Annotated in this window: 17 protein-coding genes; 6 read left to right on the top strand and 11 right to left on the bottom strand. The window is 43.7% G+C overall.

The genetic code is table 11. The annotated features are described in order from the left end of the window. Positions 1-138 precede the first annotated feature (138 nt). The 3 genes from AC59IL_RS23355 to AC59IL_RS23345 all read right to left on the bottom strand — a co-directional run bounded on the left by AC59IL_RS23355 (position 139) and on the right by AC59IL_RS23345 (position 2422). The gene (locus AC59IL_RS23355; protein ID WP_496554617.1) at positions 139-540 is read right to left on the bottom strand and encodes an ExbD/TolR family protein; all 402 of its coding nucleotides are present in this window, start codon (positions 538-540) and stop codon (positions 139-141) included. 88 nt (positions 541-628) lie between these two features. After that, on the bottom strand, positions 629-1336 hold the full coding sequence (locus AC59IL_RS23350; protein ID WP_496554616.1) for a MotA/TolQ/ExbB proton channel family protein: 708 nt from the start codon (positions 1334-1336) through the stop codon (positions 629-631). 156 nt (positions 1337-1492) lie between these two features. Further along, entirely contained in the window at positions 1493-2422 is a 930-nt protein-coding gene (locus tag AC59IL_RS23345; RefSeq protein WP_496554615.1) for an SPFH domain-containing protein, read from the bottom strand. A 217-nt stretch (positions 2423-2639) separates the two neighbouring features. Here AC59IL_RS23345 and AC59IL_RS23340 point away from each other — a divergent pair, with 217 nt between their 5' ends. Beyond that, positions 2640-3629, top strand: a complete 990-nt coding sequence (locus AC59IL_RS23340; protein WP_496554614.1) for a YpdA family putative bacillithiol disulfide reductase — start codon at positions 2640-2642, stop codon at positions 3627-3629. Between the two features lie 66 nt (positions 3630-3695). Here the strand turns inward: AC59IL_RS23340 and AC59IL_RS23335 are convergent, their stop codons facing one another. Next, positions 3696-4832: an OmpA family protein gene (locus AC59IL_RS23335; protein ID WP_496554613.1), complete on the bottom strand. Its 1137-nt coding sequence runs from the start codon at positions 4830-4832 to the stop codon at positions 3696-3698. A gap of 416 nt (positions 4833-5248) precedes the next feature. Here AC59IL_RS23335 and AC59IL_RS23330 point away from each other — a divergent pair, with 416 nt between their 5' ends. Beyond that, a complete protein-coding gene (locus AC59IL_RS23330; RefSeq protein ID WP_496554612.1) occupies positions 5249-6577 on the top strand; it encodes a T9SS type A sorting domain-containing protein in 1329 nt (442 codons plus the stop codon). A gap of 123 nt (positions 6578-6700) precedes the next feature. Here AC59IL_RS23330 and AC59IL_RS23325 read toward each other — a convergent pair whose 3' ends face one another. Both AC59IL_RS23325 and pepT read right to left on the bottom strand, forming a co-directional pair. After that, the gene (locus AC59IL_RS23325) at positions 6701-7837 is read right to left on the bottom strand and encodes an OmpA family protein (protein ID WP_496554611.1); all 1137 of its coding nucleotides are present in this window, start codon (positions 7835-7837) and stop codon (positions 6701-6703) included. A gap of 166 nt (positions 7838-8003) precedes the next feature. Continuing rightward, entirely contained in the window at positions 8004-9248 is a 1245-nt protein-coding gene (gene pepT / locus AC59IL_RS23320) for a peptidase T (RefSeq protein WP_496554610.1), read from the bottom strand. Positions 9249-9587: 339 nt separating this feature from the next. On the opposite strand from pepT, the gene AC59IL_RS23315 reads away from it, so the two are divergent. After that, positions 9588-10448: a CPBP family intramembrane glutamic endopeptidase gene (locus AC59IL_RS23315; RefSeq protein ID WP_496554609.1), complete on the top strand. Its 861-nt coding sequence runs from the start codon at positions 9588-9590 to the stop codon at positions 10446-10448. Positions 10449-10507: 59 nt separating this feature from the next. Further along, on the top strand, positions 10508-11059 hold the full coding sequence (locus tag AC59IL_RS23310) for a hypothetical protein (RefSeq protein ID WP_496554608.1): 552 nt from the start codon (positions 10508-10510) through the stop codon (positions 11057-11059). Positions 11060-11176: 117 nt separating this feature from the next. Here the strand turns inward: AC59IL_RS23310 and AC59IL_RS23305 are convergent, their stop codons facing one another. Then, complete coding sequence (locus tag AC59IL_RS23305; protein ID WP_496554607.1) at positions 11177-11845, bottom strand: hypothetical protein; 669 nt, start codon at positions 11843-11845, stop codon at positions 11177-11179. A 261-nt stretch (positions 11846-12106) separates the two neighbouring features. Further along, entirely contained in the window at positions 12107-12562 is a 456-nt protein-coding gene (locus AC59IL_RS23300; protein WP_496554606.1) for an FKBP-type peptidyl-prolyl cis-trans isomerase, read from the bottom strand. Between the two features lie 221 nt (positions 12563-12783). Between AC59IL_RS23300 and AC59IL_RS23295 the strand changes: the two genes are divergently transcribed. Both AC59IL_RS23295 and fmt read left to right on the top strand, forming a co-directional pair. After that, the gene (locus AC59IL_RS23295) at positions 12784-14079 is read left to right on the top strand and encodes an exo-beta-N-acetylmuramidase NamZ family protein (RefSeq protein WP_496554605.1); all 1296 of its coding nucleotides are present in this window, start codon (positions 12784-12786) and stop codon (positions 14077-14079) included. Positions 14080-14110: 31 nt separating this feature from the next. Then, the gene (gene fmt / locus AC59IL_RS23290; protein ID WP_496554604.1) at positions 14111-15067 is read left to right on the top strand and encodes a methionyl-tRNA formyltransferase; all 957 of its coding nucleotides are present in this window, start codon (positions 14111-14113) and stop codon (positions 15065-15067) included. Positions 15068-15177: 110 nt separating this feature from the next. Here fmt and AC59IL_RS23285 read toward each other — a convergent pair whose 3' ends face one another. From AC59IL_RS23285 to AC59IL_RS23275, 3 genes are all read right to left on the bottom strand, one after another. Beyond that, entirely contained in the window at positions 15178-16278 is a 1101-nt protein-coding gene (locus AC59IL_RS23285) for a LysM peptidoglycan-binding domain-containing protein (RefSeq protein ID WP_496554603.1), read from the bottom strand. A 267-nt stretch (positions 16279-16545) separates the two neighbouring features. After that, positions 16546-17970: a methyltransferase RsmF C-terminal domain-like protein gene (locus AC59IL_RS23280; RefSeq protein WP_496554602.1), complete on the bottom strand. Its 1425-nt coding sequence runs from the start codon at positions 17968-17970 to the stop codon at positions 16546-16548. A gap of 378 nt (positions 17971-18348) precedes the next feature. Continuing rightward, entirely contained in the window at positions 18349-21525 is a 3177-nt protein-coding gene (locus AC59IL_RS23275; RefSeq protein ID WP_496554601.1) for an efflux RND transporter permease subunit, read from the bottom strand. Positions 21526-21532 lie beyond the last annotated feature (7 nt).

The following is a 21532-nucleotide window of genomic DNA, read 5'->3' as shown; positions in this document are numbered from 1 at the left end:
AAATGAAAAAGTGAAGCCTCCTCAATATTGAATATCGAATATTAAATGTAGAATGTAGAAATGAAATCCAGGAATAAGTCATAGTAAGCGTTTTCGAATCGCGGGCAACTTAAAACTTATTACTTAAAACTTAGAACTTTACTGCACTTTCGTATCAACCAGCAACGTACTTCTTGCCCCCAGGTCACGGGCTACGCGCATAACAGCTACTACATTTTCGAGCGGAACAGTTTTATCGGCATTGATGGCCACAGTAGCCTGGGTTGAATCTTTATGCACATAAGGCTCAATAAACGCCTTCATTTCTTCGATAGAAATTTGCTTGCCATTGATGATGTATTCGCCCGAAGGTTTAATATTCACTATAACCGTTTGCTTGGCCTTGGTATCGCTTTTGGCCTTGGGCTGCGATAGTTTAATTACATTGGGATTGGCCAGTGTAGATACAATCAGGAAGAAGAACAGCAGGATGAACAGGATATCGTTTAATGCTCCTGCATGTAATTCCTGATGGGCTTTCAATCTTCTCCGGAGGTTCATTTTACCTGATTATTTATGATGATCTTAATAGAAGTTGGTGTTCCCGGTTGCCAGTTACCGGTTACCGGTAACTGGTGACTGGTAACGTTTATCGTGTAGGCTCCTGTAAAATATCAAGGAACTCAGCGCTGGCGGCTTCCATGCGGTTCACGGTTTTGTCGATTTGCGCATTCAGAAAATTATATCCTACATAGGCCAGCAAACCGATGATCAAACCCGATGCAGAGGTAATCATTTTGGTATAAATACCACCCGCTATCTGCGCCGGTGTAAACTCGCCCGATGCGTTGATGTTATAAAACAATTGCAGCATACCAAAGATGGTTCCCAAAAAACCAAACATCGGTGCAATACCATATACCAGCGACAAAACCGACAGGTTACGCTCCATTTTATACACTTCGAGCTTGCCCACATTTTCCATGCTTCTTTCAATGGCTTCAATAGGTTTGCCTATACGTTGCAATCCTTTGTCGATGATGCGCGCCACCGGATTGGGTGTATTTTTAGCCAGTGAACGGGCTGCCGATACATTTCCGCTGATAACATTATCGCGTATCATGTACATAAAATTAGCATCAATTTTACTGGCCCTGCTAATGGCAATAAGCCGCTCGAAAAAGAAAAATACAGCCAGCACAAAAAGCAAACCAAGCGGAATCATCAGCGGACCACCATTGGCCAGCAAATCCATCATATTCATGGTTTGACCGCCGGGAGCAGCGGTTGTTGTGGCTTTCTGCAGCGTATCAGCGGTAGTGGCAGGATTGGTAACCTGTAAAAAAAACCAATTCATCCAGGAGTTATTTTAATGGTGTAAATGTAGTCAAATGTGTGCCTAAAACGTTTCGAATGATTTATTATTTCTTAAAAGTTTGTTACGAATTACAAGGTTATCTGTTACCAGTTACCGGTTGCCAGTTACCGGAAACCGGAAACAGGTAACTGGTGACTAATTTGGGTTCTTCGTCATCTGCATCATGCCCATTATCTGCTGCATGTTGCGCATCATGCTTTCACTGCTGCCATCGAGAAAAATAACATTGCCTTTTCCTACTTCGGCAAAATTTTTAATGGCCTCCGTCCACATACTGAATAAAATCACGTTGGTATCGAGGTTAGCCTGTTTCATTTGCTCGGCTGCCTGGCTCATACCATGGGCCACTTCTTCACGGAACAACGCTACCCCCTGACCGCGCAACTGAGCAGCGACACGCTCTGCTTCAGCAGCAATTTTAATGGCATTTCCTTCGGCCTCGGCTGCTTTTGTTTTTGTGATCAGCAATGCCTGTCCTTCGTTTTCAGCAGCTGCCTTCAGGTTATTACTGGCTACCACTTTACTCATGCTATCCAGAATAACCTTATCAAAAGTAATATCATTGATCTGCAGGTCGAGCAAATGATAACCCCAGGTTTCCAGTAAAACATCTATCTGCTCTTTTACATATTCCACAATTTCTTTGCGCAGAGCCAATATTTCTGCCTGCCGTTTAGTAGCCACAAACGAACGGATGGTGCCTTCAATGGTACGCGTAAGCGCCTGCATCAGATCGCGTTCGCTTAAAAACTTAAACGCAACTTTTTTAATGGTTTCCTCATCGGCATTCTGAACCGCGTATAACAGCATGCTTTTAAAATATACATTCGCCTGGTCGGCTGTTACTGCCTGAAACTCCATTTCAACCGAACGGTTCTGTATACTTACCTTCCGGCTGATTGTTTCCAGGAAGGGTACTAAAAAATTCAGGCCAGGGTTCAGCACGCGGCGGTATTTACCAAACATGGTAACAACGCCAACAAATCCCTGATTAATAGTTTTTAAACCGGCAAACAAAAACAGTATGATAACTATTACATACCAATAATGCGCTAACAAATCCATAACTGATAATTTTATGATGAATGTACGGAAAAGAAAGCAAGGCACAAGACTCAGGGAACAAGGAACAAGGCACAAGACTCAAGGCACAAGGCACAGGATTCAAGGGGGCATGAGATTTATGATGGGATGATGTTACCGGTTGCCGGGTACCTGGTAACCGGTAACTGGTAACCGGTAACTGGTAACCGGTAACTGGTAACTACTTAACTTTGACAGAATGAGTACTCCCAACCAATACGACATCATTATTGCAGGCGGCGGGCCTATTGGCCTGGCCTGCGCCCTGGAAGCGAAAAAAGCAGGTTTACACTATTGCATACTGGAAAAAGGCTGTCTGGTAAATTCCCTGTACAATTACCCGTTGAATATGACCTTTTTTTCAACCTCCGATAAACTCGAAATCGGCGGCATTCCCTTTGTTTCGAACAATATAAAACCCACAAGGCCCGAAGCGCTTGAATATTACCGCCGCGTGGCTACCAGCAATAAACTGAATATTCACCTGCAGGAAGAAGTAAAAACCATCAACGCCATCAATGGCAAATACACGGTTACTACCGATAAGCAATCGTATACAGCCACCTTTATAGTAATTGCAACCGGTTTTTACGATATACCGGTAAAAATGAATATTCCCGGCGAAGACCTGCCCAAAGTAACCCACTATTATAAAGACCCGCATTTTTATGCCATGCAAAAAGTGGTGGTGGTGGGCGCCAATAACTCTGCGGTTGATGCTGCCCTTGAAACCTGGCGCAAAGGGGCCGAAGTGCATATGGTAATACGCGAAAACGGTATCGGCGAACGGGTGAAATACTGGGTAAAACCCGATATCGAAAACCGGATTAAAGAAGGCAGCATTAAAGCTTATGTGCATTCAACGGTGACCGCCATTCGCGAAAAAGAAGTAGATATTCAAACACCCGACGGACCAGTAACCATTCCCAATGATTACGTAATTGCCATGACGGGTTATAAACCCAACTTCAGTTTTCTGGAACAAATTGGTTTGCATTTGTCGACCGATGAGGTTCGGCAGCCGACCTATAATCCCGAAACCATGGAAACCAATTTACCCAATGTATACCTCGCCGGTGTAGTTTGCGGTGGCATGAATACACATGTTTGGTTTATCGAAAACTCACGTGAACATGCAGAGCTGATCATGAAGTCGGTGAAGAAAAAGGCAGCAAACAATGTGCAATAGGCAATAGACAATATGCAATATGCAACCCCTACTTGTTGCCTATTGTCCATTGCCAATTGCCTATTACTATTCCCTCCTATAAACAAAGATCTCCACCCTCCGATTCCGCCGCCTGCCCGAGGGAGTACGGTTGCTGGCAATGGGTTGCAGGTATGCATAACCGCGGGCAATAAAATTCACGTTCAGCGAGGCCACCTTCGTCATCAGGTATTGTTTAACCGATACTGCTCTGTTTAACGACAACTCCTTATTGTAATCGAGATTGCCAACACTATCGGTATGGCCATTCACAACAACTGAATCCATTTGGCCGGTTAACTGCCGTGAAAAGCTATCGAGCAGTGCAAAGCTTTTTTTCGATAATTCAAAACTGGCCGACACAAAATAAATATCGGGTATGATGAGCGTGTCTACATGCCTTACATACGGAATGCGCGTTAATGGAAGCTGTATACGCGGAGGCGGATTTTTTTGATAGTATGCAATCTGCTTATCTAACTGATTATGGCGGTCGTCTTCGTTGTATATCTCCAATTTCTGGCGATCTGCATCAGAACAGATCTTTTCATTGGGGTCAACGGGTGTTAATGATACTTTATCGAGCAGAAAAAAATAATCATCCTGAAAATCGGGTTTGATATTGCCTGTGTAATCTGTTCTTTTAAATAATCCGATCACTATAAAATTTTCATTACCGGTTGCCGTATATACAAAATGTACTTTTTGCCATTTACGGTTATCCTGTGCAGCATTGTTACCGCTACGCGTATACCAGTATACCGGCTGTATATCTTTGAAATTTCTTTTTTCGTATAAAAAATCAATGGTTGAAAAATAAACTCCAATGCTGTCGAGCACTTTGTTAGTGGCTGATACATAAAAATCGATGTTGTATTGATAGCCTTTTCGCAAACCGCATAACAAACGGCTTCGGATGAAATTGCGCACGCCGCGTTTGTTTACATTACCAGCGGTTAAACCAACATAATGATAGCCGTCGTATGCTATTGATAAATCGCCGAAATAATAATTGGCCTGCCCCGATGTGGCCACCCAGGCTTCAGGCGCACAGTACTTATGAAATTCGGTGCATAAATTGGCATCTTCGAAGCTGCCATTGGCTACAAGGCTTTGTGAATGCCCGGTTAAATGTTGAAAAAGCAGTATACAAAGAATGGGAACGAATCTATTTATATATTTCATAGTTAAGGATGCCTGCTACAATAATGGTTTGACGGTTATAGCCATCAAGCCATCCTTAATAAGGTAGGCTTTTAAAGATAATTAAAAAAGCCTTGCGTAGTCATAAGGATCGGTTATCTTATATGCAGAACATCAAACCAAACACATTAGTCTTGAATTGATTTATATCAACAAATAATTCACCCTATTGCATATAGAAATTTTTGTATATACTTTTACCCCAGCTTACTTCTGATAATCCTTCGAAAATCTCCACACCATTTTTCATAGCTACTATTATAAAAATATTTCCTTTTTCATTCATCCTTTTGAAGACCGCGTTGATTAGCCTTTTCTAAAAGTGTTTAACGAAAAGCAATCTGTCCAAATCCTCTGCGGGCCAACCCCTTTATTTTTCATCCACAAACAAAAAGAAAATGAAAAAGATTTACACTCTCTTCATGGCGGCTGCTATTGCCCTAACCTCTCAGGCACAATTAGTAATTAATGAAAATTTTACAGGTTATACTACAGGTAGCCTGGGTACCAAAGGCGGTTGGGTGCAACGCGGTTCAGGTACTGATGTACAGGTAAGCAATACATCTCCGCTTCTTATATTCAGCCCCACCTATAACAGCGGCGCCGAATATATTACAGTTGCTCAAACCAACGGTACAGATCCCTTTAAACCTTTTTCAACAGTTGCAGGTATTCCCACAACATCGAACGCATCTATTTATATGTCGTTTGTTGTAAGAGTGTCGAATGCAGCAAAAATGAATAATGCGGTATACTGTCTTTCGCTGCTTGATACCACTACAGGCACTACCCCTATGAGGTTTTATATAGCAGAAAAAAATGGTAGTTCTACCAATCTGGCGTTCGGCGTATCGGTAGGTTCAACCAATACTCCTGCGTATACAAACGAAGTTTTCTTACCCAATACAACTTATCTTATTGTAATAAGATACGACATAACAACCGGAGGCACCAGCAACGACAATGCATACTTATGGGTAAATCCCAGTACTACATCTGAACCGTCAACTTCTTCTGCCACCGGCAACTCAGGCGCGCAGGATTTGAGCGGAACCGAACAGGCATATGGTTCATCAATAGATGCATTACAAATTTCTCAAAGCGGTACCGGATCTCCCATTGCAGCTTATGATGGATTTCGTGTGGCCTGGGGTGCTAATTCAGCAACAGCCTGGAGCAACCTTGCCCCTTCTCAAACAACACTCCCCGTTCAACTCACCAGCTTTAATGCCGCACAGGATGGCCTGAACATTAAACTGATTTGGAATACTGCAGAAGAAAGCGGAATAACTGGTTATGTGGTAGAAAAAAGCGCTGATGGAAGAACTTTCAATGCGATTGGAACTGTAACTGCCGCCAATCAAAAAACTTATAGCTTCACAGATGTTCAATCGGGTTCAGACTATTCCTACTACAGATTGAAAATGATGGAAACCGACGGATCATTCAAATACAGCTATATCGTAAGCCTGAAAAGCAAGCTGAGTCTGAATATTTCACTGTCGCCCAACCCGGTTAAAGACAGACTGTTAATTCAGCATCCCAAAGTAATTAACGAAGGCCATATACAAATCGTAAATGCCAGTGGCCAGTATATAAAAGATGTTCGGGTGCCTGCCAGCACAGTTATTTCTACGATCGACATGAGCGGATTAGCTAATGGAATGTATCATGTAATTTTCAGAAACGGCTCGGATGTATTCACTAAAACGGTATTAAAACAATAAGCCGTAGCAGCATTTTGAATTGGATGAAAAAGGCCATCGGGATACGTTCCGATGGCTTTTTTTCGTTGCCGGTTCCCGGTTTCCGGTTTCCGGTAACTGGTAACTGGTAACAGGTAACTTTTTTTACTCTCTCCTATATAGGAAGATTTCGACCCTGCGGTTAAGCTGCCTGCCATGAGGCGTTTTGTTACTTGCTATGGGGCGATGCCAGGCAAAACCACGAGTGACAGACTTTTCATCTAAACCAGCTACTTTACCCGATAAATAATTCTTTACCGACTGCGCGCGATTTAATGACAGCACTTCATTGTAGGCCAGCTTGCCGATGCTGTCGGTATGTCCCTCCACGATCATAGAATCTACTGCAGCCATCGAAATTTTATTGGCAAAGCTGTCGAGCAGATTAAAACTCGTTTTACTCAATTCATAACTGGCGGTTGCAAAAAATATATCGGGAATAATAAGCGTGTCGATGCGCTGTTTCTTTTCCTGTTCGGTTGCCGGCAAAGGTTTTACCGGTGGCGGGTTGCGGCGATATAAATAAACTTTTCGCTCAAGATACGAATGGCGTTCATTCTGACTATAGATCTCTTTGCGAACGCTATCGGCCTGCGAACATATTTTTTCTTTCGGATCAACCGGAACCAGCGATACATCATCTAAAAAGAAATAATAATCATTCCTGTATTCTCCCTTTTGAATACCGGTGTAATCGTTCTTTTTAAAATTACCAATGGTCATAAAATTTTCGGTACCATCGGCCGTATAAATCAAATGCACTTTTTGCCAAACCGAAGGATCAATACCCTTGTCTAAACCATTTATTGACCATAATTGCGGTGAAAGCAATTTAAAGTATCTCCTTTCATACAAAAAATCCTGTGCTGAAAAATAAATGCCTATGCTGTCGAGTATGGGATGAAGCGAACGAACATAAAATTCCAGTTGGTACTGGTGGCCTTTTCGCATTGAGCACAACAATTGTGTGCGCAAAAAATTGCGAATATTGGGCACAGTAAGATTGCCGGCTGTTAACCCGATAAAATGCGTTCCTTCATGCGCTTTGGCAGCGCCGCCTAACGTAGCATCAAAATAATAATTCGCGTATAATGAGGTAGCGATCCATGCTTCGGGCGCACAGTTTTTGGTGTACTCGGTGCATATGTTTTCATCTTCAAAACCGCTGTTGGGAAGCAGGTTTTGGGAATTGGTAGCAATGTGGCCCAGCAGTAATATGCAACTAAGAAGGATAAGTTTCATTTTCAATACCGGTTATTACTGAAACCGAAGTCGGAAGTCGGAAAACTGAAGTCGGAAGCCTGAAGTCGGAAGTCGGAAGAACCCGATTTTCTTAACTAATAATTATTTCTTTCCCCCTTCAATTACTATCTTCTGACATCTGACCTCCGACTTCAGACTTCAGTTTTCAGCTTTTCTGCTCCCAAACACAGGCAAGATGCACAATAGTTTGCACACTCTTCTGCATATCCTGTACGCTTACATATTCGTGCTTGCCATGAAAGGCCATTTCGCCGGTAAAAACATTCGGACAAGGCAATCCCATGAACGATAAGCGTGATCCGTCGGTTCCGCCACGGGCGCTCATTTCAACCAACGGCACACCGGCCCGGGCTATAGCTTCCTTGGCATAGGCCGATACATGCGGGTATTTATCCAGCACTTCTTTCATGTTACGGTATTGCTCGCGCACTTCAAAATCGGCCCTGGCGCCGGGAAAACGCTTCAGCGCCGCTTCGAGTTTTTCGCGAAGCAGGTTTTCATATTCAGCAAGCTTTGCAGTTATAAAATCGCGGATGATAAATTCAACCGTTATTTTTTCAGGTATGCCTGCCATACGAACCGGATGCACAAAACCATTTCGTTTTTCAGTGGTTTCGGGCGACAATTCTTTTGGCAATGAATCCAGAAAAGCGGCGGCTACTTTAATAGCATTAACCAGTTTATCCTTTGCATAACCCGGATGGGCAGCAACACCATGAAAAGTAATCTTTACACCATCGGCCGAAAATGTTTCATCTTCATATGCTCCCAACTCACCGGCATCGAGCGTATAACCAAAATCGGCACCCAGTTTTTTGATGTCAACTTTATCAACGCCTCTGCCGATCTCTTCATCTGGCGTGAACAAAATTTTTATAGTGCCATGCGGTACATCGGGATTCGATACAAAATAATTCGCCATGTCCATGATCACGGCCACGCCGGCTTTATCATCGGCCCCCAGTAAAGTAGTGCCCGATGCCGTAATAATATCATCCCCTGCTTTTTTGCGCAAATAAGGATGATCAACCGGTGAAATGATCTGTGTGGGATCATCGGGCAACACAATATCGCCGCCATCGTATTTATGATGCACCAGCGGTTTTACACCGGTACCGGTACAATCGGGAGCAGTATCAACATGCGAACAAAAACAAATAACAGGTACTTTTTTGCCGGTATTTGCAGGTATGGTAGCATATATATAACCATACTCATCCAAATGCGCATCGGCAATGCCCATATTCAGTAACTCCTGCACCAGCACACGGCTTAAATCTTTTTGTTTTTCAGTAGAAGGAAAACTGGTCGATTGCGGATCGCTTTGCGTATCTATTTGCACATATCGTAAAAACCTTTCCTTTACGGTAAAACTATAATTGGTAAACATGTAAACAGTATTTTTGGCAATATACTATAAAGCTGAACGCAAAACGCGGAACGCGGAACGCCCAACGCTGAAAGCGGAACGCGGAACGCAGAACTCCTTAGCATGGGTATTTGGCGTTAAGCGTTAAGCATTAAGCGTTCAGCGTTTAGCCTAAAAAAGCTGAACGCAAAACGCGGAACACGGAATGCCCAACGCTGAACGCGGAACGCAAAACGCAAAACCCCTTAGCATGGGTATTCTGCGTTAAGCATTAAGCGTTCAGCGTTTAGCGTGCGTTCAGCATTAAGCGTTCAACGTTAAGCCTAAAAAGGAAACAATAACCAGAAACAATAAACCAGCATGGCATTAACCAATACTTCACCGCTTGTTAAACAGGGCTGGCTGCGTGCGGTGATCTTTTTACCGGCCTTTTTTGCGTGTGCGCTGCTGGCGGCATTTATTGCCGGTTATGTAACAGTGCTGACGGGGTCGCCTGCTTCGTCCACCGTTATTATTTCGTTGTTCATTACCGCTATAACGGCCATTCTGTTAACCATTGTATTTACAAAAACCATCAACAAACAACCGGTAAGCAGCCTGGGGTTTCGATGGGGCGGCAACCGGCACCATGCATTAACCGGCATTTGTTTAGGAGTGGCCCTGCTGGGCGCCGGCTCGTTGGTATTGTTTGCTACCGGTAATCTTGAGTGGAACAATATTGGTTTTCCTGCTTCGGATATTTTTATTGCACTGGTTTTAATGGGTCTGATCGCCCTGGCCGAAGAAATGGTTTTCAGGGGTTATATTTTAAATAACCTGATGCAATCCATGCATCCATGGCCGGCCCTCACCTGTTCTGCCGCGCTTTTTGCGGTGGCCCATGGCAGCAACCCGGGCTTCACTTCGGTTGCAGTGATTAATTTGTTTCTGGCCGGTTTGTTATTAGGTATTAACTACATCTATACCCGTAATTTATGGTTTGCCATTCTTTTTCATTTCGGCTGGAATTTTTTTCAGGGCCCTGTACTGGGTTACGAAGTAAGCGGATTACCCCTGCGAAGTATATTACAGCCCGAACTGAAAGGCCCGTGGTGGTTAACCGGTGGGTCGTTTGGCTTTGAAGGCTCGTTCATTGCTACCTGTTTATTAATGCTGTCGCTGGTACTTCTTTATACCGTTTATACTGCGCAATACGGTAAACCGGTGGCTGACACACAATAACATATTTGTAAATTCCGCTAATTCTTTCTACCTTTTTAATTAACTAAAGCTTTGCTTACATGAAAAAATTAATTATCGGCGCCCTCGTGGGCGGCATTCTTATGTTTTTATGGCAATTTCTTTCATGGACGGTCATGAATCTTCACAACAACGCCTATCAGTACACTCCAAAGCAGGATGCCATTTTAAGTTTTTTAAGCTCACAAATTGAAAAAGACGGGCAATATATTATGCCGAGCCTTCCTCCTAATTCCACTTCCGAAGAACACGAAGCTGCCATGAAAGCAGCCCAGGGAAAACCGAACGCGGTGGTCATGTATCATGCATCGATGAACTATAACATGGGCTCTAACATTATACGTGGATTGATAGTAGATATGCTGATAATAGCCTTTTTTTGCGCCATCATCAGCCGCATGAATGCATTGAACTTTACGGCTATACTTATTTCTTCCTTATTCGTGGGCATGATCGTTTTCTTCAACGTGCCCTACACCAACCACATATGGTTCCGTGGTTTCGATTTAATGGCTTATTTCATCGATAGCCTGGTGTCGTGGGGCCTGGTGGGAATATGGCTGGGATGGTGGTATAGCAGAAAGAAAGTTTGATGGCCCGATGGTTTGATTGTTTGATGGTTGGAATCCCGAACTTTGAACCTATTAATATTTAATCGACAGGTTCAAAAATCAACGCCCCAACCATCAAACAATTTAACCATATAACCATCATTTAACGTGCTTCTTCGCCACCGGTTTCTTTTTTACAGCCGGTTGCTGAACTTCCTGCGCAGCTACTTCATCCGGATATACTGTTTTTGCTTCCGGAATAGGCAGGTCGCCGAAAATGGTTGGTAAAATATTAATTACATTTTCCAATGAATTTTGGCTTACATCTATAAACTTCCATGTAAGTCCGTTGTCGGTTGATTCACCTACGAGATACGAATAGCTTTTTGCTCTGCCGCGATCTTCTGTAAAAGTTTCCCGAACTTTTTCAATTACGCATTGCCATGTATCAACCTTATTCTGTAGGGTAACCATGGCCGTTTTTTCGGGCCGTTCATCAGGTTTAGGCTCATTGTGGAAGTGAATTGTTGTCACGTGTTCCTGAAAACCATTCTTTCCGCCATAATACTTAATAGCGCTTGGGCAGGTTAAGCCCATGTACGTTGGCCAATCGGCATAAAAATTTGCTTTTAATAAACTGTCGGCAAATTTCAACGCCTGTTTTGTTGCAATGGCTGAATCCGATTCGGGTAAAGGCTGCTCCTGAGCAGGCGCCGTTGTGGTTTGTACCTGTGAAGAACCTGTTGCAGACTGATCCTGAGCATGAACTATTCCAAACAAACAAATAAATAGTGCGCACCCAACAGTGCGTTTGGGGGTTATTATCATAAGGTATAGACTTTGCGCACAAAATAAAAAAAATTGGCGGCAGGTCAATACGGGTAAACTACTAAATAGGCAGCAGGCAGTGGTGAATGGGCAGCAGAAACCTGCAAAAAGGTAGCAATTGACATTTAAAAAGGGGATCTGAATTGTAATGGGCTAAAAAGCAATTGGCAGCTAACAGGTGGCCATGGAAACTGCCAACTGCAAACTGCCAACTTGAAAAAAGGTATGTATAGATATTATAAAACTGCTATAAATTCTACTTTATGGCATAATAATCCGCGAAGCGGGTGCGCCAATTTCAACCAGTTCAATATCAAAAACGAGGTCTTCGCCGGCGAGCGGATGATTGGCATCGAGCATCACCGTTTCTTCACCGATTTCAGTGATCACAACCGGAATAACATGTCCTTCAGAGTTCGTCATATTTAAACGCTGACCAACTTCCAGTTCCATATCTTCAGGAAATTCACTGGTAGGGAAGGCAACGATCATTTCGGGATTTTTAGGACCATAAGCTTCTGCTACGGGAATCTGAATTGTTTTTTTATCACCCACTACCATACCCATCACGCCATTATCGAAACCGGCAATCACCATTCCGCTTCCTACCTCAAATTGTAACGGCTCGCGGCCGGCAGATGAATCGAACAAAGTGCCATCAGTTAAACGGCCGCTATAATGAACTTTTACTGTATCGCCGCTTTTTACTTGTTGCATACAAACGTTTTAAATATAAAAAATTAGGGAGGAAATCACGGCATTTCTTTCGTGAAAAAAATGAATAAATGAGATGAAAAAGAAGCCCAATTCCCTGTTGCTGCAAAGTAACATTAATAATTTGGGGCAACCAATAAAACTTTTTTGTGAAATTTGCCGTCAAATTGTAATAAACCCTGAGGGATTTTGTCCATTTTTTTACCCAACAGAAAAAACACATTATGTACAAATTACCATGGTTATTAACAGTTGCATTGGTTGTTGCTTTTACCGGTTATACACAGCCAAAAAAGACCAGGCCTCAGGATTTAGATAAAACATATGCAAAGGCTAAGATATTCAGAATGCCGATCATTACAGGCGCCGAACGAATGGATGTGTATTTACCGTTGCTGAAGGGAAAACGTGTAGGCATATTCGCCAATCAAACATCGGTGGTAGATTCAGTAAACCTTGTTGACACGCTGGTAAAGAAAGGCATTGCCGTTAAAGTGATCTTCGGGCCCGAACATGGTTTTCGCGGCACTGCCGATGCAGGCGAAAAAGTGGGCAATTACATCGACGACAAAACAGGCATTCAGGTAGTATCGTTATACGGAAGCAAACGCAAGCCATCGGCCGATGACCTGAAAGAGGTAGATGTGCTGCTGTTCGATATACAGGACGTAGGCACCCGTTTTTATACTTATATTTCCTCGATGCAGGAATATATGGAAGCAGCCATCGAAAATAACAAACCGCTGATGCTGCTCGACCGGCCCAACCCCAATGGTTTTTATGTTGATGGCCCCGTGCTTGACCCTAAATTCAAATCGTTTGTAGGCATGCAGCCTATACCAATTGTGTATGGCATGACGATGGGCGAATACGCCACCATGTTATTAAAAGAAGGATGGCTGGCAAAAAAAACCAAAAATCAGGTTGTGCAAATTGCCGGAGTGAGTAAGGCTACGTTTACCCCGCAACAATTTTCACTCACTATTGTTAAATGCGCCAACTACACCCACAAAAGCAAATACCTATTACCGGTAAAACCCAGCCCCAACCTGCCCAACATACAATCTGTTTACTGGTACCCATCCACCTGCTGGTTCGAAGGCACCATTTTAAGCGAGGGCCGCGGTACGCCAAAACCATTTCAGCTATTCGGACATCCGTTATTACCAAAACAATTAATTTCCTTTACACCGCATAGTGTACCCGGAGCTACCAATCCGAAATTAAAAGACCAGCTTTGCTACGGATGGGATGTTAGCGGCACACCGGATGAAGTATTGAAAACAACAGATGGCAAAATTCAGCTGAAGTATATTCTCGAAGCCTACCGCCTGTTTCCGCAAAAGGATTCATTTTTTTTGAAAGACGGCGCTTCGTTCAATCGCCTTGCCGGCAATGATGTGCTGATAAAACAAATTAAACAGGGATTGAGTGAAGATGCCATACGCAAAAGCTGGGAACCGGCCCTTGGTAATTTTAAGATGAAAAGGAAGAAGTATTTATTGTATTCCGATTTTTAGAGATTCAGAAAAAACAAACAGCAACCTAACAATGTCAGAAAACCACAAACAACAAACCACAAACAACAAACCACGTATTATATTCATGGGAACCCCCGAATTTGCCGTTGCATCGCTCAATGCATTGGTAAATGCAGGCTGTAACATTGTATCGGTAGTTACTGCAGCCGATAAACCGGCAGGCCGGGGCATGAAAATGACCGAAAGCGCTGTAAAGAAGTATGCCGTTGAAAAAGGGCTGCCGGTATTGCAACCGGTAAAACTGAAAGACCCTGAGTTTATATCAGCACTAAAAGCATTACAGGCCGATCTGCAGATAGTAGTTGCATTTCGTATGTTGCCCGAAGTGGTATGGGATATGCCGCCCATGGGAACCATTAATTTGCATGGATCATTATTACCGCAATACCGGGGCGCAGCGCCTATCAACTGGGCGGTGATCAATGGCGAAAAAGAAACCGGCGTTACCACTTTTAAACTGAAACACGAAATTGATACCGGCGATATTCTGATGCAGGAAAGCTTTACAATTGGTGATGATGAAACAGCCGGCGAAGTACACGATAACATGAAAGAGATCGGGGCACAATTACTGGTAAAAACAGTAGAAGGCCTGGCGAATGGTACGTTAAAGGAAATACCGCAATCGGCAATAAGCAATGAGCAAACAATACAACATGCGCCCAAGATCTTTACCGAAACCTGTAAAATAAATTGGAATAAACAGGCCGCAGAAATTTATAATCTGATCAGGGGGTTATCGCCCTACCCTGCCGCGTTTACTTATCTGAACGATAAAGTGCTTAAAATATACAAAGCGAAAAAAGAAGAAACGGCTACATCAAAGGAACCGGGTACCATCGATACCGATAAAAAAACATATCTGAAGCTCGCCTGCGCCAACGGGTATATTCACATTACCGAATTACAACTCGAAGGAAAAAAGAAGATGGCGGTAGAGGAGTTTTTGAAGGGATACCGGCCGTAAGGCAGGTTGCCAGTTACCGGTTGCCGGTTACCAGTTGCCGGGATCCGGTACCTGGTAACCGGTAACAATTTATTGGAATTACTTAATTTACCATTTAGCAAAATCGCCCATCAATAAGTAACATCTACATAAAACTTCCCCGTTTCTGCGCCCAGTTCAGCAGCGGCAGCATCGCTGAGGCGAACGGTTAATCCAACGCTTTCGCGCATTTCGGGCAACTGGCCCAGTACTTTGGCAAAAACGCTTTTATTGGTAGAGCTGTACGTAACTTTTACAATGGTGCCCACCGGAACATTATTCATCAGGGCATAATACTTACCGTCTTTCCATCCGCTGGTGCTTCTGAAAACACCTGCATTACCGGCGGTGCTTTTACCGGTACTGCCATACATGGTTTTGAAATAACCACCCTTATAACCGCCATAATTTCCATCGGCACTGGTTTGAATGACCGCTGTTGACGTTTTTGACGATGTTTTGGGCATTTCTTCGGTAGCGGGCGGAGGTGTATTTATATCTTTTTTAACCTCTTCTTTTTTGGGCTCTTCTTTTTTCAGCTCCTCTTTTTTGGCTTCTACCGCTTTATCGGTTTTGGTTTCAGCCGGCTTTTCGACTTTGGTTTCGGCCGGCTTTTCATTTTTAGCCACAGGAGCCGTTGTGGAATTGGCCGGTGTAGTGGTACCGGTAACAGCCACCGGGGTGCCGGTAGCCGGGATTATTTTCTTTAATCCGTTGGCAGCCAGCGGCGAATGCATGGTTTTTACTTTCAGGTATCCTACAATCAGCTTCATACCCGGCTGCAACTGGTCGTTGGTGACATTATTCCATTTTTCAAGTGTTTCAACCGGTATTTTATTATGGTTCTGGCTGATGCGGTACATCCATTCCTTTTCCTGCACAATGTGATACACCGGAACAAAAACCTCATCGGGCTTTCCTTTTCCGTCCTGCGAAAAATTCAATGCATTCAGGGGCACTTTTAATTGTTGCCCCACGTACATCTTATCCATTTTCACATTGCTCAGGGCGGCTATATCTTTTGGGGCCGCATTGTAAATGCGCCCTACTGAATACCAGGTTTCTTTGGGTTGCACTGTATGTATCAGGTAAAGATCAGGAGAAGCTCCCTGCACAGTCAGGTCAGATTGCGACCACACGAATTGTGTGAGCAATATAAACGCGGTAAAAAAAACGCCTTTGATCTTCAACATAGGTAATGCATTTCTTATTCGATGCAAAGATGTAAAATATATTTTAATTGATGGCCACAGAAGCCTTCGCTTCGCTCAGGCCAGTTTTTTTGCCACAGATTGCACAGATGAACACAGATAAGTTCCGGTTTTGACACCAAAACCAATAGCTGTCATTCATTTATGCATAGTTGTACAGAAATTAGTTTTGAACATCGAAAATAATGTATTTCATCTGTGTTCATCTGTGTAATCAGTGGTCCCGCCTGTGGCGGGACGCAGCAACGATTATTCATTGCTATCAGTGGCCCTTTTCAGTATCCGCCAGCCTGCCGGATAATAATTATTGATCCTGTTCTGCAGCACCTTTATCCATCCCAGGTTATAAGGCCCGTACTGCACTAAAGTCCATCCCTTATGGTCAGTTGATACGGTAACTTCGTCTTTCCGTAAATATTGTATAGCCTGTTCCTTTTTTAACGATACTGCAACAATTGAATCGCTGATAATGTTGCTTACAGCCAGCGCATGATCGGGTATCAGGTCGTTTCCGGCAATTTTGCCTAAGGTAGTTCCCGCCCGCCGTACATAAATTGTATCTGCAATTGTTAACAACTCTTTTTCCAAAGCGGCCGGAAAAGCCAGCAATTCATCCTGCTGCTTCCATAATTGTACCGGTTTTGTTTGTTGCAACCAGGGGTGAACAATGGCCGCTTCATTTTTTGAAATCTTTTGCAATAATGATTTTTTAGGAGGCCGTAAAGCCGCAATATCTCCCTCCTGTTTGCGAAAGCAGCTGATAAAAAAGCCTTCGCCCTTTATTTTATCAGGAAAAAAGCGATAGCCGAATGCCTGGCGTTTAGGGCTGATCGTTTCTACAATATTCCACGATGAATCGGTTGTTAGCTGTATGCTTTCGGTATCAAATGTCTCCATCAGCCAGTCGGCTATATCTTCGTCTTCTTCTTTTGAATAGGAACAGGTAGAATAAATAAGTATCCCACCTTGTTTTAAAGCAGGCCAAACATCGGCGAGTATGCGTTGTTGCCGCTGGTAGCATAATTGCACATTCTGTTCACTCCATTCACCAATGGCTTCGGGCTCGCGGCGAAACAGGCCCGATCCCGAACAGGGCGCATCGATAACAATCACATCAAAAAAACCGGGCAGGCGTGCAAAAGATGCCGGATCGGTATTAGTAACAATTACATTGGTACCGCCCCATTTTACGGTATTTTCTTCGAGTATGGCAGCCCTTGACTTGATCACTTCGTTACTCACCAGCAGACTATCGGCGCTGATGAGCGATTGCAGCAGGGTCGATTTACCTCCCGGCGCTGCACACAAATCAAGCACGCGCAGCGGCTGGGTTGTATCAACGGTTTGCTTCAGCGCCTGCTCTACAAACATGCCCGATGCTTCCTGCACATAATAGGCGCCGGCATGTAACAAAGGATCGAATATAAACGAAGGACGTTCGGTGAGGTAGTAGCCGTAAGATGACCAGGGGATTTTTTTATCAATGGGCAATTGGCAATGGGCAATTGGCAATGAAGTATTGCCTGTTGTCAATTGCTTATTGTCTATTGACTTAAACGGGTTCATTCGAACTGAGGTCACCTGTTCTGCGTTTTCATGCACCTGTACAAATGCTTCTTTTGAAAAGCCTTTGACGCCGGTTAATGAAACAAGAAATTTTTGAGGAAGTTGCACGGCGCAAAGCTAAGTAATATCTGTTTGCAGTTTGAAGTTTGTGGTTTGTGGTTTGTGGTTCTTTAGGTGAATCTTGTCGTGCAGTTTTGATCCTGTTAAACAATTAAGGTGTTTGATCTTAATAATGAAACTCCAAATCGCGGCAGCAACAATAAACCAAAAACTACAAACCAGAAACACAATTTAGCGCGGCAGCAACTACAAACCATAAACATAAAAAATGGCAGAACAAAGGATTATTTTCCTCTGCCCTGCCCCATTCATGAACATAACCAACCTAATGTAACTAACCCTGTTTTCAGTTTACAAGTCGACCAGTTGATCAGTTAACTTGTTAACCTGTAAACTTGTTAACCTGTAAACTTATTAACCTGTAAACTAAATTGCATGTACCGGCGTAAATCCATCTTCGCTCAGGGCCGGAACATATTTTTCTACCATTAATTCTTCTATTGTTCCTTTTTGTTCTTTTCTGCGTTTTGACCGTTCGATCCAGCGATCAAAAATGGCATAGATCACAGGAACAATGATCAGGGTAAGGAACAGCGAACTGATCAATCCGCCGATAATTACCCAGGCAAGACCATTCTTCCATTCTGCACCGGGACCCGAAGCAAGCGCAATGGGCAGCATACCAAACACCATCGCTATGGTTGTCATTAAAATCGGACGAAGCCTTGCATGGTTTGCCTGTATAAGCGCTTTAAAAGTTGATTCGCCGGCGGCTTTGCGGTGGTTGGTAAAATCAACCAGCATGATGGCATTCTTACACACCAACCCGATAAGCATGATGATACCCAGAATGGTAAAAATGTTCAATGAGTTGGCAGTTAATGCCAGTGCCAGCAGGGCGCCGATAAACGACAGCGGAACTGAAAACAACACCACCAAAGGATACACAAAACTGTCGTACAATATCACCATCACGAGGTATACCAGTAAAATGGCGGCCAGCAGCGCAACGCCTAACGTACCAAACCCTTCGCTTTGATTTTCCATATCGCCGCTCCACACATAACTTACACCGGCCGGTTTGCGTAATTTTTCAAAAGCGGCCTGCCATTCTGAAGCTACGGTACCCGAAGGGCGGCCTACTGTTTGCCCCTGAATAGTTACCGAAGGACTTTTATCTCTACGCTCCAACTGGCTTGGGCCCGATGATTCTTTAATGTCGGCAAACTGCGATAATTTGATATTTTCTCCCTTATCATTTACAAATTCAAGGTTTCGCACATCATCAATGTTCGAGCGGTTGAAACTATTATAGCGAATATTGATGTCGTATTCGTATTCGCCTGCTCTGTACTTGCCATCGGTATTACCATTGAAAGCCGTTTGCATGGTAGCCCCTACGGTTTGAAGCGTTAAACCCAAACTGGCCATTTTATCTCTGTCGACCTGCACATTGATTTCGGGATTGCCCGATTCAACGGTGAGCTTTGTTTCAGAAGCGCCTCTGATCTTTTTCAACTCGTCGTGCGCTGCATTGGCAAAAGCCATCGCGCTGTCTAAATCAGGCGCCATAACTACCAGGGCCAGCGGCGCGTTATCGGCCGTACCTAATATGTTGATCGGTGTTGTTTTTACTTTGGCGCCCACCAATACGTTTTGCAATTCCCTTTTTACTTTGGCTGCATACACGTATGAATCGTCTGTACGATATTTTCTGTCGACCAGCTTTATTCGTATTTCCGATTTGTAAGCGGTGCTTTGACTACCAGCCATACCATCACTTGTTTGTCCTACGGTAGTGATCATATCAACCACCTCGGGCTTTTTACGCAGGTAGGCTTCGGCTTTTTGTGTTATCTGATTTGTTTGTTCAATCGAGGCGTCTTTTGGCAGCTCCATTTGCACCAGAAATTCGCCCCTGTCGCTCTTGGCAAAAAATTCACCGCCAATAAAACCGCCTGCCAGCATGTACAACGAACCTGCAAACAGTACAACCACAATAGCCAATGTGATGCGTTTATGTTTCAGCGACCACTCCAATATGCTGCTGATCCAGTGTGTAAAAGAGGTAAGCCCTTTTTCAAAACCCAGAATAATTCTGCCAAACAGGCTTTTTGAAGTAAGGTGTTCCAGTTTTCCGAAACGTGATGAAAGCCAGGGCACAATAGTGAACGACGACAACAACGAAAGAAGCGTGGCGATGATTACGGTTACACAAAACTGTTTAATGATGTTCGATACTAAGCCGGTACTCATAGCGATCGGCAAAAACACCACCACAATCACCATGGTGATGGCAGTAACGGTAAATCCTATTTCTTTGGTAGCGTCGTAAGCGGCGCGCACCCGGTTTTTACCCATTTCCATATGGCGGTAAATGTTTTCGAGCACCACAATGGCATCGTCTACAAGAATACCTACCACCAGCGAAAGCCCCAGCAAACTCATCAGGTTAAGCGTGTAACCCAATAGCGCCATACCAATAAATGTAGCGATCAGTGAAGCCGGAATAGAAACCATTACAATTAATGAGTTTCTTACGCTGTGCAAAAAGAACAGCATCACAAAAGCCACCAGCACTACCGCCAGCAACAGGTCGTGCACCACTGAATCGGCGGCCTCGAGTGTAAATACAGTGCTGTCATTCGCAATGTCGAGCTTTAAATCACTGGCCGCATAATCTTTTTCAAGGGTTTGTATCTTCTTTTTAATTTGTTCGGCCACTGCCACCGCATTGGCATCAGATTGCTTTACGATCTGTATGGCAATAGAGTTCTTTTGATTCACACGCGATATTTTCTCTACCTCTTTTTGCGCATCCTGCACATCAGCCACATCCGACAACCGAACGGAAATTCCGTTACGTGAAGTAAGCACCAGGTTTCGTAGCTCGTTTACATTTTTATATTTGCCCGATAAACGAACCGTAATATTTTGCTCCCGTGTTTGTACATTACCGGTAGGAAAATCGAGGTTCGAACCAAGGATCATTTGCTGGGCCTGTGGAACCGATAAACCATATCCTTTGAGCTTGTCGGCATCGAGACTAACCTGTATCTCTCTTTCCTGACCACCTACAAGGTTCACCTGTGCCACACCGTTTACCCTCGATAAAGCCGGACTGATGCGTTTATCTACAAGGTCGTAAAAAGAAGTTTCATCCATTTTAGCCGAAGCAGAAAGCGTTAATATAGGCAAATCGCTCAGCGAAAATTTATTCAGCGATGGCGGATCAATATCATCGGGCAGGTCTTTTAAAACCGCATTGATCTTGCGTTGTGCATCGTTCAGCGCATAATCGGCATCGGCGCCGCTGTTCAGATTAATCGTAACCAATGAAATATTTTCCATTGATTTCGATTCCAGTTTTTTGACATTCTCAAGCGAAGCCACCGCATCTTCAATTTTTTTGGTAACGGTATTTTCTACTTCCGACGGCGAAGCGCCCGGATACACCGTGGTAATGGTTACCGCATTGCTGTCGAACTTAGGTATCAGTTCATACCCCAGTAAAGTATAACTAAACAAACCGCCCAGTATAAGTACCGTAAACAGTACGATCACGAGGGATGGCCGTTTTATGGAAATTTCAGCTAATTTCATTTTGAAT

The organism is Niastella sp. sgz303648 (genome assembly GCF_059587045.1).
The sequence above is the reverse complement of the archived record's forward strand: the minus strand, read 5'-3'. Positions and strand labels throughout refer to the sequence as shown.

What these genes read in the sequence shown, in the direction of transcription:
- AC59IL_RS23355 (WP_496554617.1), bottom strand. Translation starts at nt 540, where the DNA reads ATGAACCTCCGGAGAAGATTGAAAGCCCATCAGGAATTACATGCAGGA.
- AC59IL_RS23345 (WP_496554615.1), bottom strand. Translation starts at nt 2,422, where the DNA reads ATGGATTTGTTAGCGCATTATTGGTATGTAATAGTTATCATACTGTTT.
- AC59IL_RS23315 (WP_496554609.1), top strand. Translation starts at nt 9,588, where the DNA reads ATGGCATTAACCAATACTTCACCGCTTGTTAAACAGGGCTGGCTGCGT.
- AC59IL_RS23275 (WP_496554601.1), bottom strand. Translation starts at nt 21,525, where the DNA reads ATGAAATTAGCTGAAATTTCCATAAAACGGCCATCCCTCGTGATCGTA.
- AC59IL_RS23300 (WP_496554606.1), bottom strand. Translation starts at nt 12,562, where the DNA reads ATGCAACAAGTAAAAAGCGGCGATACAGTAAAAGTTCATTATAGCGGC.
- AC59IL_RS23295 (WP_496554605.1), top strand. Translation starts at nt 12,784, where the DNA reads ATGTACAAATTACCATGGTTATTAACAGTTGCATTGGTTGTTGCTTTT.
- AC59IL_RS23335 (WP_496554613.1), bottom strand. Translation starts at nt 4,832, where the DNA reads ATGAAATATATAAATAGATTCGTTCCCATTCTTTGTATACTGCTTTTT.
- AC59IL_RS23285 (WP_496554603.1), bottom strand. Translation starts at nt 16,278, where the DNA reads ATGTTGAAGATCAAAGGCGTTTTTTTTACCGCGTTTATATTGCTCACA.
- AC59IL_RS23310 (WP_496554608.1), top strand. Translation starts at nt 10,508, where the DNA reads ATGAAAAAATTAATTATCGGCGCCCTCGTGGGCGGCATTCTTATGTTT.
- AC59IL_RS23330 (WP_496554612.1), top strand. Translation starts at nt 5,249, where the DNA reads ATGAAAAAGATTTACACTCTCTTCATGGCGGCTGCTATTGCCCTAACC.
- AC59IL_RS23340 (WP_496554614.1), top strand. Translation starts at nt 2,640, where the DNA reads ATGAGTACTCCCAACCAATACGACATCATTATTGCAGGCGGCGGGCCT.
- fmt (WP_496554604.1), top strand. Translation starts at nt 14,111, where the DNA reads ATGTCAGAAAACCACAAACAACAAACCACAAACAACAAACCACGTATT.
- AC59IL_RS23325 (WP_496554611.1), bottom strand. Translation starts at nt 7,837, where the DNA reads ATGAAACTTATCCTTCTTAGTTGCATATTACTGCTGGGCCACATTGCT.
- AC59IL_RS23305 (WP_496554607.1), bottom strand. Translation starts at nt 11,845, where the DNA reads ATGATAATAACCCCCAAACGCACTGTTGGGTGCGCACTATTTATTTGT.
- AC59IL_RS23350 (WP_496554616.1), bottom strand. Translation starts at nt 1,336, where the DNA reads ATGAATTGGTTTTTTTTACAGGTTACCAATCCTGCCACTACCGCTGAT.
- pepT (WP_496554610.1), bottom strand. Translation starts at nt 9,248, where the DNA reads ATGTTTACCAATTATAGTTTTACCGTAAAGGAAAGGTTTTTACGATAT.